Genomic DNA, 11,413 nt, shown 5'->3' on the forward strand with positions numbered 1-11,413 from the left:
CCCGCTCAGGAGGTCACCCACATGGTGAACGAGCAGGCGGTCGTGGTGTTTGATGACGAGCGGGTGGTTGCCAATGCCGGGGTGATGTTGCCGGCGTTGTTGGCTCAGCGGCTCGGTGTGGAGCAGCTCGTTGATGAGACCGTGTGCCTGGGCGATCGTCTCGGAGCCGCTAATCCGGGGCGCAAGGTGATGACGATGGTCTGCGCGATGGCGCTGGGAGCGGACTGCATCGAGGACTGCGACGTGCTGCGTTCGGGCCAGACCGCGGCGGTACTCGGTCACCGTGTCGCGGCGCCGTCGACGCTGGGCACGTTTCTGCGCGCGTTCACGTTCGGGCATGTGCGACAACTCGATCGCGTTCTGGCCGAGAGCCTTGCGCGGGCGTGGTCGGCCGGCGCGGGACCCGGCGGCGACCGGCTGGTTGTTGATGTTGATTCGTTTGTTGGTGAGGTTTATGGCTATGACAAGCAGGGCGCCGGGTTTGGCTACACCGGTCGCCGTGGCTATCACCCGATCCTCGCGACCCGCGCCGGCACCGGCGAGGTGCTGCACATCCGGGCGCGCAAGGGCTCGGCCAACACCGCTCGGGGCGCGCTGCGCTTCGTGCAGGAGCTGATCGCCAGGGTCGATCGCGCCGGTGCCGAGGGCCCGAAACTGCTCAGGGCCGACTCGGGGTTTTGGAACAAGAAGATCATGGCTCGGCTGCAGCGGGCGGGCTGGACCTACTCGATCGGCGTGCGCCAGCAAAAGCACATCAAGGCCGCGATCGCCGCGATCGACGAGGCCGCCTGGCAGCCGCTGGCCGACTACCCCGAGGACGGCGAGGCGCAGATCGCCGAGACGATCCTCGGCGCCGGTCAGCGTCTGGTCGTGCGGCGCACGCGTCTGATCGGCGCTCAGGCCGAGCTGTGGCCCGACTGCCACTTCGCGTTTTTGACCAACCGCACCGAGTCGCTGGAGCTCGTCGAGTCAGAGCACCGCCAGCACGCCGTCGTCGAGCTGGCCATCCGCGACCTCAAAGACCAAGCGCTCGCGCACTTCCCGTCGGGCAGGTTCATGGCCAACGCCGCCTGGACGGTGATCGCCGCGCTCGCGCACAACCTGCTGCGCTGGACGCACCTGCTCGCGCTGCCCGGCCAGACCATCCGCACCGCCCGGACGCTGCGCCGACGCCTGCTCACGATCCCCGGGCGCCTGACCCGCACCGCGCGCCAAACGACGCTGCGAATGCCCGCCCGCTGGCCCTGGGCGGCCGACTTCCTCGCCGCGCTGGCCCGCCTACGGGCGCTGCCGCCGCCCGCCTGACCGAGCCGGCCTCCGCGACGACCAACAAACGCACCAGGGCCGGCTTCGCCCTGCCCACGACGGCCTCAACCGCCCCACCGAGACGGTCTGAACCGGCCCCCGCGCACACGCCCACGACTCCGACCTACTCACACACCCGCGACAAGACGGCCAACCGGCCGATCACGCCGCCCACCCCGCCCACGCGCGATCAAACGGTGGATCGAGGCTAAGTCGGTGCGCAACCTCATCACGTTCCTGCATTCGGTCTTCGAGCACGCCATCGACAAGGGGTGGGCCGTGGAGAACCCGGTGCGCCGAGCCGCGCGGCCCAAGCGTCGGCGCAGCGGTGACGTCGATCCGGATCTGCAGTTCCTGACGCTCGAAGAGCTCGACAAGGTGCTCGGCGCGATCCCGGACGAGGTCGTCACGCGCGAGCCGGCGCCGACGCGTCGCGGCCGGCGAGGTTCCTCGCCGCCGGTCCCGCCCGACGTGCTCGGCCCGGTCATCCGGGTGATCGTGCTGGTCGCCGCCGCGACCGGGTTGCGCCAGAGCGAGTTGTTGGGGTTGCGCTGGCGCGATGTCGACTGGGAGGCGCAGCGCATCCGCGTCCGCAACGCCTTCGTGCGCGGCGAGCACTCGGGGGAGGGGAAGTCCGACCTGTCGACGCGGCGATCGGTGCCGATGGCAGACCTTGTCGTAGCGGCGCTGAAGGCGTGGTCGGAGCGCACGCCGTACCGGGCGCCCGATGACCTGGTCTTCGCCCATCCGCAGACCGGCCGGCCGGTCGATCGCTCGAAGCTCTCGCGGCGGTTCAAGGAGGCGTGCCGCGACGCTGAGGTGCGAGTGATTCGCTTCCACGACCTGCGGCACACCTTCGCGACGCGGCTGGCGGCGTCAGGACAGCCGCTGCGGTTCATTCAGGAGCTGCTCGGCCACGCCGACGCGAAGACCACGCAGATCTATGCGCACTACGCGCCGTCTGAGCGGGAGGTCGAGATGGTCAACGAGGCGTTCGGGAGGTCGCCGTTGCTGCCGCGGGATAGAGAGGACGCCGAGTAGTGACGTCTACGGCAAATCGGTCAGTCAGGAGCCTTCCCTTACAGCCAGGTCAACCGTAGGGCCGTCGCCTCAAGGGCCGTTGCCGACGTCCTTGTGCCTCATGTCACGCGGTGCTTTACCGCTCACGGAGATGTCCGCGCACCTGACGATCAGCCATCGTGAGCATGACGAGGTGCCGCGCCAGCTCCAGGATCGGACGCTCGCGGTCGCCGAGCTCCGGGTGATCGACGGCGAACCGCGCGAGGGCACGGGCCAGATCCGGCTTGCTGATGACGAGACCGTGATCCGCCGCTGCGCCGACGAGTACTGAGGCGATAGCGCGGTTCTCCTGAGGGTCTGAAAGCAACTGCTGCAGCGCTTCGAGCGACAGGTGCCAGTCCTGCACGCCCGCCTCTGCCGCGCAGCCTTCTAGCACGACGAGCAGCTCGTCGGCCGTGAAGTTGTCCGCCTCCAGGTTGTCCTTCCAGAGGACGTGCTCCGGTGCCTCTCCCGGCGCCTGATCGAGCTCGGTGCCGCGGCTGCGCGCCTTACGCAACGCTGCCATACGTTGCTCGTCGGTCGCGAACGTCTGCTCTCTCATCTCCGCCAAAGCGTCGCGTACCGCTTTCTGCCGTCGCTTGTCAGGAATGCCCTCGATCACATCTGCGCGAAGCAGCTCGTCGACCATTTCGCGCGCGGTGCCTTCGTTATCGAGCACGAGTAAGAAGTAGTTGGCATAGCGACGCAGCGACGAGAGCATCCGCCGGGCCGCGGCCGGGACGTCCGAGCCGCCGAGGTCCGTCGTCAGGATCCCCAGGCGTTCGAAGCGGAGGCCGTAGCCGTAGTCGAGGATCTCCTCAAGCGCGACCAGTTCTGACTCTCCCTCGCCGAGTAGCTCGACGCGGTACGGGTAGAGGCCGAAGTCGTCCAACAGGGCCGGCAACGCCGAACGATCGTTTGCGGGTCGCCGGGTCCCGTAGCGCTGTTCCTTCCACTGCCCGCCGCCGAGATCGAACACCTCGTCAACGTCGGGCAAGCGCTTGCCGGTGAGTTCGTAGTGCCACCGCGTCAGTACTCGCGCCGCGTCATAGAAGTCCCATGCCCGACGCGCGTCGCCGCGCAGGCGCTCGACGTACCTGCGTCGCATGCCGTCCAGCAGGACGAAGACGTCCCGGTTGGGGTCGAGTTGGTTCCCTCGGATGGTGAGCTGCTCGACGGTGGCCGCGAGCTCGGAAGCGTCCGTGCGTACCGCGCGCGCCTCGGCGGATGCGTCAAAGCGGCGCCGGCGATCGCGCGCCCAGTCGGCGGCCTCTTCGGTAAGACCGATCACGGGGCCGCCTCGGTAGCGTCCGCCCCGGACGCCGGGCAGGAAGACGTTCTGGACGCGAAGCAGCAGGAGCTCCAGTCGACGTGCCGCGGAAGCCTCCTCGGCCAGCCGATCTCGTGGCACCACAGTTGGTACGGCAGCCACGGCAGCGCGACGCTCGAGGTAGGCGTCCAGCCCCTCGCTCAGGTGCGACAGCGGCGAACGCAACTGCAGCATTTGCAAGACGTCGCACATGTGGATCAGCTGCCACCGGTGGTATAGGACGTACAACTGCGCGTCGTACCGACGCTCGGCGAGCTGGCGCAGCTCGATCCAGGGTCGATATCCGACCTCGTCGCGCAGCAAGAGCGCGCCAGTGCGCAGCGATCGCTGAATATCGTGGTTGTGAAAGCCGTGCAGCGCATAGCCGATCGGCCGGATCAGATCCTCGCGGTCGAGCGTCTCGAACGGACGGTCGTCGAAGGGACTGAAATTGCGATAGCCGCGTTGTTCCAGCTCTTTGCGCATGTCGCTGACGTGCAGCGGCTGATCCTGGACCAGATACCACTGCCGCGCCGCCCGAGCTACCGTGAACCCGCCCCGCGACAGTCGGGCGCGTCGGTGCAGCGGTCTGGTGCGGCGGCGACGTTGCCTCATGAGACGCTTACGGACTTGATAAGCCCGGGCTCCTGCCGCTCGATCAGCTCCTCGACGTTGGCGACAGCCTGCCGCCGCCGCTGCGACATGCGCGCCTCGTCCTCGTCGTATCCGTCGTGGATCCGCTCGGCTACCGGTACGAGCGTGAGGTCCTTTAGGTCCGTCGCGATGCTCCGCACCGGACGCCGCTCTGGGTGATGGAACCACTGTGTGTCGGCCTGCGCGATGACGGCGCGGTTGAGGTGGGCGGCGAGCGCGTCATCGCCGGCGACGGTTTGCTCGCCGTCCGGGATGTCCGCCCAGGCGAGGATTAGTGCGTGTCGCGGCCCGACGGCGAACCGGCCCTCGAGCGTGTCGGCCAGCGCGGTCGCATCGGACATCGGCACCAGAACCATCGGCTGGTCCGAGGTTGCGAGCAACGAGGCATCGAACTCAACCAGCGTCCAATGCATCGAGCCAAGGAAGCTCGCGAGCTTCGAGACATGGCCGAGCATCAGCTGCGCGACGAACGAGTCGGACGTCCAGCGCGCGAGCAGCTTCCCGTATTGAGCTTCGGTGATGCCGGATCGGTACTTGTCGGCGTGTTCGGCAATCGCATGCTGCTGAACCGCGAGAACGTTCGCGCGCGTCGCGGGACTGCGCACGCCATGGATGGCCATCAACAACATCAACGCCAACCGATGCTCGCTTCCCGGCTCTGGCACGCCGTCGGCGATCAGCCGGGAGACTGCGGATGGGATGTCGTTCTCGATCGTGCTGAGCCAGCGTTCTGCCCGTTCGCGAACCTCGCGATCCTTGCCCCAGAACGCCGGTCGGTAGCCCATCGTGCGCGGGCGCCCGAGCCGGGACGTGCCTTCTGTGGTCTCGACGGCGCACAGTTCACCGGTGCAGTTCGCGAAACCCGCGAGGTAGGAGGCCGACGCGACGTGGTTGCGGTGGTAGTCGCGCGGCACGGTGTCGTGGAGTCTCGCGCGCCGTGCGGACAGCTCTCCTGGTGAGCGTCACCGATCGAGGACGTCCGCTACATGCGACACGACTACCTTCGTCAGGTTCAGCGCGAAACGGGCGTCGGCCCCCGTGATCGGAAACTCCCCCTGCCGGTCGCCTTCGCGATCGACGTGGCGCCCGCGGTGCAGATATGCGCCGGCCGTGCGCAGCAGATCGTCTAGAGCCTTCGCCTCGCGCTCGTCGACGAGTCCGTCAAAAATGTTCTTGGGTGACCCCGGCAGGGCGTCTACCGCACCGCGGCAGTGGAGGAAGACACCGGGTTCGTCGCCCTGGGCTAACGCTCGGTCCGCGTTAGCCAGGAGCTCTCCGACCTTTGCCAGCGGGTGACCGGTCCCACGTGGGATCCCGATCTCGACGTGCAGGTACCGCATCAGCCCGAGCGGCTCGCGCACACGGCGGAACCAGTCGCTCCGTGAGACGCGGAAGTCGAGTGTCATGTGCTGATGCGTGCCGAAACTCTGCGCGCTCCACTCGCCTACAGCCGGCTCACCCATGTACTGCGGGTGCTCCGAGTTATCGTCCTTGATGAACGCAAGTCCGCTCAGCCGGAGCTGAAGCAGGAGCTCGTCGTCGGGCATGAGCTGCTGCGCCACGTCGAGAACGACCGGGGCGACAGGGATCTCGACCAGGATGCGCCGTCCGTGCGGACCGACGACATGCCCGTCCGCCATGCCTACACCGGCGACCTCCGAGCCCAGCACGAACCGCGCCTCCAGCAGCTGCAGGTGGACCTCCATCCGCTCACGCGGAGTGCGGACGTCGAGCTCGAAGACGAGACGCGGCACGAGCCTACCCTCGCCGCGGACAGCGATCGGCATCACCCGCAGGAGCCCATAGCTACCGTTGGCGATGAGTAGTTCGTGCATCGCCGGACCCTATGGCAGGTGCGCGTCGTCGCGGATCAGGTCGCTACGCGCGACGCCGCGGACGTACGCGTCGGGATCGGCGTGCAGCCGCGAGATCGCCTGGCCGTCGGGGTATCGGGCCAACAATCGGATCAACGCCAACCGGACGCTGACGGACGGATCGGCGCTGATGCGTGCAAGGAAGTCACCGTCCAACCCGCAGCTCGCGCTGCGTCGCCAGGCGTCGAGCACCGCGACACGGACCCCGGCTTCAGCGTCGGTCAACGCGAGCCGTGCGGCGCCGGAGTCGAAGCAACCGGCAAGGTGCCCGCAGGCGAACCACGCTGCCCTGCGTACGGGTCCACGGGGGTCGACCATCGCCGTCGCGATGCGCCCGCTGAGCCATGCCGGAACGCCGAGTCGACCGCCGAGCACCGCGGCTGCCTCGACCGCGATCGCTTCCAGGTCACCTCGTTCGGCCCACCACCGGCTTGTGTGCTCCTCAGCCTCGTCGTCTAGGTCCGCCTCTGGGTCGGCGAGCACTCGCAGCGCCTCCAGATCTTCCTCGACTCCGATCACCTCGAGCAGCGCGCTCAACCCGGCGACCGCGTTGACGCGGTTCCGCATCGGCCAGCGGGTCTCACTCGCGTACAGCAATAACTTGTCCGCGACGGCACGCCGGACCTGCTCGTCTGGGACGCAGGCCGCGACCAGCCCCGTCTCGTCGAGGGCCATGAGTCCCTCGACGGATGTCCCGTCAGGCGTCATGCCGAGGTCCCGACCGAGCGTCGCGTCGGCCCGCTCTGCGCAGATGGCGAGCAGCTCGTCGTCCCCGTCGAGGCGGTTGTCGAGGATGAGCGCCAAGAGCGCGCGGCGATGTCCCTCCAGGGCGGCGCGCCGCACCGTCGCTCGGTCGTCTGGGCGGTCGATGTGAGTGGCGACCCAGCGTTCGTCGGGCTCGCGGACGTCGTCGCCCGCGCCGAACAGCTCGAGCAGCGGCGAGCGCAGGTCGTCACGGCCGATGTCGACGAGCTGCCGCAGCCCGAGCCGGCCAGCGTCGGCGATGACGAAGTCCTCGCTCTTGCTCAGCGCGACGAGCCGCTGCCCGACCTCCGGCATCTCTCGCAAGACGGGTGCGAGCTCGGCGAGGGCCTGGGTGGCCGCGACGCGTTCGTCGCGCGATCGCCGTGCGGCGGCGTCGGTTGCCTCGAGGATCTCGTCGACGAGTTCCCGCGCCCGGACCGCCGGCGCCGAGCCTCCGACACGGGCCACCACGGCGTACCGGGCCTCGAACGACGACGGGATGTAGTTCCTCACCACCTGGTCGAGCACGGCGCGGGGATCGTCCGCCGCGCCCGCTGCCGCCGCAGCGCCGCGCTCGTCGGCCGCGCGACAGCTCCAGACGACCGCCTCGACGTGGTCGCCAGCGGCCAGGTAGGCATCGGCGAGCATGCGCATCATTCGTCGTTCACCAGCGAAGAAGCCTGATCTTTGATGCAGCCACATCGCGGTCGTTAAGGCCGCGGTCGCCTCTTCCGGCTTGTTTTCGAGGCGGAGGTGGAGGGCTTGTCGCTCGAGGGCGTCGGCGCGGGCGGCGAAGAGGCCGCCTCCTTGCCCTCGCGTGCTGGCCACCTGGCGCCACGCCCAGCCCCGCGGGCTCCAGCCGTCGTCGAGTGCCGCCGCCGACTGTGCCGAACGGAAGCACCACGCCGCCTGGCCCCGGCCGTCCGAAACTCGGTTCCAGAGGCTCGCCGCATCGAGGAACGCGCGTTCGGCGTCGTGCCCGCGGTCCTGAGCGGCCAGATCTGCCGCCGCGCGGGTCTGGATCCAAGCCGCGGTCGCGACGTCCTCGACGCTGGTGCGCTCAGCTTGCAGACGCAGATCGCGCCACGCGCGGTCGGCTCGATCAACATCGCCTGTCGCTCGGGCCGCGTCAGCCTGCAACATGGTCAGTTCGAGCGTGATGTCGTACGCGTCTCCTGCCTCGGTCGCGATCTCCACGACTGGCACCTCAGTCGCTCGTCCCCGATGTAGGAGGCAGCGCCAGAGCACCGCGCGCCAATGCGCCTCCGTCGTGGCGTTGAGCGGCGTCGGGCGGTCGAGCCCCATAGCCGCCGTCATCCGCTCGATCACCCAATCCGGGTCTGTGGCTGCCCACCGACACGCGCGCCAGCCGTTGAGCTCGGCCGTCAGCTCAGGCGGAAGCTCGGCGCGGACCTCATCGACGACCTGCTCGACGTGCTGCCAGCGCATGCGCCACACGTGGCGGGCCAGTGTTCGACGAACCAGGTCGACGGCCAACGGCACCGCGTCTGCCCGCGCGTAGGCCGTCGCGGCGCGGACCCGGAGATCGTCGGCCCGATCGTCGATGCCTAGCGCGTCGAGCTCCGCGGCCAACTCCTCGAAGGTCGACGCCGCCTCCAAGGGGCGGTCGTCACTCACCGCTTCCGCGAGACCGAACCGCTCGGCACCGCGGTCCGTGAGCGCAACCGGGTCGAGCTCGTAGAAGCGAGCCCAATCGATCGCAATGCCGGCGCGCTCATTCCGCTCTGGCATCAGGCGATCGAACAACTCGCGAAGCAGGCGCCCTCGAACCAACGTGCTCAGTTCGTCCGCCGTCTTGAACTGCTTGTAGAACGCGACCTCGTCGTCCTCGATCGTCCTCACGAACTGGCGGACGCGTTTGATCTCCGGATCCTCCTCCGGCTCTTCGCTTGCGAGTGGCCGACGGAACAGCCACAGGTCCGGCGATCCCGTTCTCCGCGAACGTTCGTGCGCTCGTCGCCATTCCTCGGCGAAACCCGACTCGTGCCCACCGGTCGGCGTCCCCAACCGGTCGCCGAGAAGCGCGATCAGCACATCGCAAGCGTCGACGTCCGGATTGATGTTCGACTGTGCTCGTCCGGATGCCGGTCCCAGGTCTTCCCACCCCAAGACGGTGAGTTGCCAACCCGAGCGGGCAAGCGCCGCGTCGAAGTCGCGACAGACCTCGCGGACCGCGGCACGCTCGGCTTCGAGTCCACCTGGCGACGCCAAGAAAATCGTCAAGCGCTGAATTGGTGCGGCCATGGGGTTGCGGGTCAGTCCGCGTAGCCGCGGGGATGGGTCGGCGGGTCCAGCCGTCGCACGTCGGACAGCGCTGCGCCGCGTAACCTGACAAACGGGCTGAACACGGTGATCGAGTGCCGGTGATCGATCCGCGACAGCGCGTTAGCCGTCTCGAGGAACAAGTCGCTCAGGCGTTGGGGATCAAGTTCATCGAGTCGCCGCAAGATCTCGGCGATCGGCGTCGCTCCGTCGATGTGGGCCGCCACCGTGTTGCGAAGGCCGCGTACCCAGACGATCTCGGCTGGGTCGAGACGGCTGTACTCCGCCTGGAGCTCGGTGGCTTCGAAGTGGGAGCTCGGCAGTAGCTCGAGCAGCGGCGGGTATCGATGGTCTGCCGCTCTCCCCGGCGGAAGCTCGTAGATCAGCTCGACGACGTTGGCGACCTCGATGAGCGCGCCCGCCATCGCGGCACGCCACAGCCTCCGCTCCGCTCCGACAGCGACGCTGACCGCGCACCAGGTCTCCCAACCGTCCAGAGCGTCCCCGACCTGTCTTAGGCGCTCACCGATCGCACCGCCCTGGATTACCGCGAGCGTGTTGGTTTGCGTCTCGCCGAACGAACCGGTTGCGATCGCCGCGGCCGCCTGCCTCGGCTCGGTAAAGGCTGTCGCTAGGGCCGACTCGACGGCCGGAGGTATCGTCGGAGGCGAGAAGACGCCCATACTGCTAAACCTGGCCAGACGATCGAAGATCTCGCAAGCGTCGTCGACGAGGATGTGGACGAGGGGACGGTCGATCTGAGCGAAAAGCGCGTTCGCCTCAGCCCAGCCGGCGGCGCCGTCCTCGCCGCCCACGGGTTGGCGATGCGCCGCGATGCGGTCCCGCAACGGCTGGTAGGGACCCCAGTCGCGTTCAGCCAAGGCGTTGAGCGCCTGCTTGATCGCTTCGAGCTCTTGGCGGTTCGCGGTGGTCTTCGCCACCTCGTTGCGTGCCCGTCGCGAAAGGTCGACGAACGAGTGAAGGGCGACGAAGACGCCGCGCGCGATCAGACGCTTCGCGAAAGGGTCCGGGACCGCGTCGGCCAGCGCGGTGGCGGCAGACGCCTGTTCCAAGGCAAAACGCGCGTGTCCCAGACCTCGGACCATCGCCGCCAGACTAGTGCCGTGATCGGATGCGCCGACACCGGTTTGACAAGATGGGGCACATGCCGTCTGTCGTCAACCGCTCGTTTCGGAACGCGGTCGCCGAGCAGCTCGGTGGGGACCTCGAGCACTCGCTGAGACACTCGGCCGGCGGCAATCCCGCGTTCCGTGAGATGCATCGCGCGCTAGCCCTGGCGTCCCGTGCGGCGGCGACGTAGGCTGGCGGTGCGCTGGCCGAATTGCGTCCGACCCATCCGAACGCCCTTGAGCAACTCGCGGTTCTCGGACTACCTGAGGATGGCTACCACCACCTGCAGCCTGCTGCCCAGATGGAGAACAAACGCGCCCGGACCGAGAAGGACGCTGTGGCGATCGATCTCACTGCGAGGGCTTTCGAGCTGGGCATAGCGGTCGCCGATCTCGACACCGAAGACGACCTCCACGGCAACGCCGTGGCCTTCGAAGCGATTGGCAAAACCAGTGCATCCATCCTCACCATGGCCGGCCAAATCCACCAGAACGAGGAATGGATCGTCGACCAAGCCAACGAGACCCTGCGTTACCTCATCGCTCTGCCGGGCTGGAGGAACCGACTCGGGCCGCGTTACGAGTAGTCGCCCTGGTTTGGCTTGCCCGCTCAGTTCAGGCACTTAGGTCGTTGAGTGCCCTCTAGCCGGAGATATTGCGGATCGCAGCGCTACGTGTGGCCTAACGCTTGCGGTCCAATCTGCGGTCCAAATTGAGCGCAACTCACAGCCACTCGCAGACCACGAACCCTTATAAACAAAGGGGATACGCCTCAGCGATACCCCCTCTATCTGGCTGGGGGCCGGGCGGTCGCAGGTTCAAATCCTGTCTCCCCGATCGAAGGAAAAGGCCCGCTGTTGCGGGCCTTTTGCGTTTCGGCTGTAGGCCCCAACCAGCGACCACACAGGTCCGAAACTGGAATTCCCCCGCTTTCGTGGACATCGTCTGACTGAGTTGACTCGGTCGGGAAGGATGTCTGTTGATGCCGAAGATCCCGCCGTATTCCGAGGCGTTCAAGCGCGAGGCGGTGGGGCTGTTGCGCAGCAGCGGCCGGC

9 protein-coding genes are annotated in these 11,413 nt (G+C 67.9%); 4 read left to right on the forward strand and 5 right to left on the reverse strand.

Translation table 11 applies throughout. The annotated features are described in order from the left end of the window. Both VK501_RS22340 and VK501_RS22345 read left to right on the forward strand, forming a co-directional pair. Positions 1-1,305: IS1380 family transposase (locus VK501_RS22340; protein ID WP_324341375.1), on the forward strand; the 1,305-nt coding region annotated here is incomplete at its 5' end. A 216-nt stretch (positions 1,306-1,521) separates the two neighbouring features. Further along, positions 1,522-2,346 (forward strand): site-specific integrase, encoded by an 825-nt coding sequence (locus VK501_RS22345; RefSeq protein WP_324341377.1) that lies wholly within the window; start codon positions 1,522-1,524, stop codon positions 2,344-2,346. A 115-nt stretch (positions 2,347-2,461) separates the two neighbouring features. On the opposite strand, the gene VK501_RS22350 is transcribed toward VK501_RS22345, so the two are convergent. From VK501_RS22350 to VK501_RS22370, 5 genes are read right to left on the reverse strand one after another with little or no spacing between them, the layout of a single operon-like run. Next, positions 2,462-4,288, reverse strand: a complete 1,827-nt coding sequence (locus tag VK501_RS22350; RefSeq protein ID WP_324341379.1) for a hypothetical protein — start codon at positions 4,286-4,288, stop codon at positions 2,462-2,464. Then, positions 4,285-5,241 carry a DUF4238 domain-containing protein gene (locus tag VK501_RS22355; protein ID WP_324341381.1) on the reverse strand — a complete coding sequence of 319 codons (957 nt, stop codon included), beginning with the start codon at positions 5,239-5,241 and terminating at the stop codon, positions 4,285-4,287. The genes VK501_RS22350 and VK501_RS22355 overlap by 4 nt, the downstream gene beginning before the upstream one ends. A gap of 48 nt (positions 5,242-5,289) precedes the next feature. Further along, positions 5,290-6,162 carry a hypothetical protein gene (locus VK501_RS22360; RefSeq protein ID WP_324341382.1) on the reverse strand — a complete coding sequence of 291 codons (873 nt, stop codon included), beginning with the start codon at positions 6,160-6,162 and terminating at the stop codon, positions 5,290-5,292. A gap of 9 nt (positions 6,163-6,171) precedes the next feature. Then, a complete protein-coding gene (locus tag VK501_RS22365; protein WP_324341384.1) occupies positions 6,172-9,210 on the reverse strand; it encodes a DUF4062 domain-containing protein in 3,039 nt (1,012 codons plus the stop codon). 11 nt (positions 9,211-9,221) lie between these two features. Then, a complete protein-coding gene (locus VK501_RS22370) occupies positions 9,222-10,334 on the reverse strand; it encodes a hypothetical protein (protein WP_324341386.1) in 1,113 nt (370 codons plus the stop codon). Positions 10,335-10,393: 59 nt separating this feature from the next. Between VK501_RS22370 and VK501_RS22375 the strand changes: the two genes are divergently transcribed. Both VK501_RS22375 and VK501_RS22380 read left to right on the forward strand, forming a co-directional pair. Continuing rightward, positions 10,394-10,549 carry a hypothetical protein gene (locus VK501_RS22375; protein WP_324341388.1) on the forward strand — a complete coding sequence of 52 codons (156 nt, stop codon included), beginning with the start codon at positions 10,394-10,396 and terminating at the stop codon, positions 10,547-10,549. Positions 10,550-10,660: 111 nt separating this feature from the next. Then, positions 10,661-10,945, forward strand: coding sequence for a hypothetical protein (locus VK501_RS22380; RefSeq protein ID WP_324341390.1), 285 nt, complete (start codon positions 10,661-10,663; stop codon positions 10,943-10,945). Positions 10,946-11,413 lie beyond the last annotated feature (468 nt).

The sequence above is a fragment of the Baekduia sp. genome (assembly GCF_035318805.1).
Taxonomy (GTDB): Bacteria; Actinomycetota; Thermoleophilia; order Solirubrobacterales; family Solirubrobacteraceae; genus Baekduia.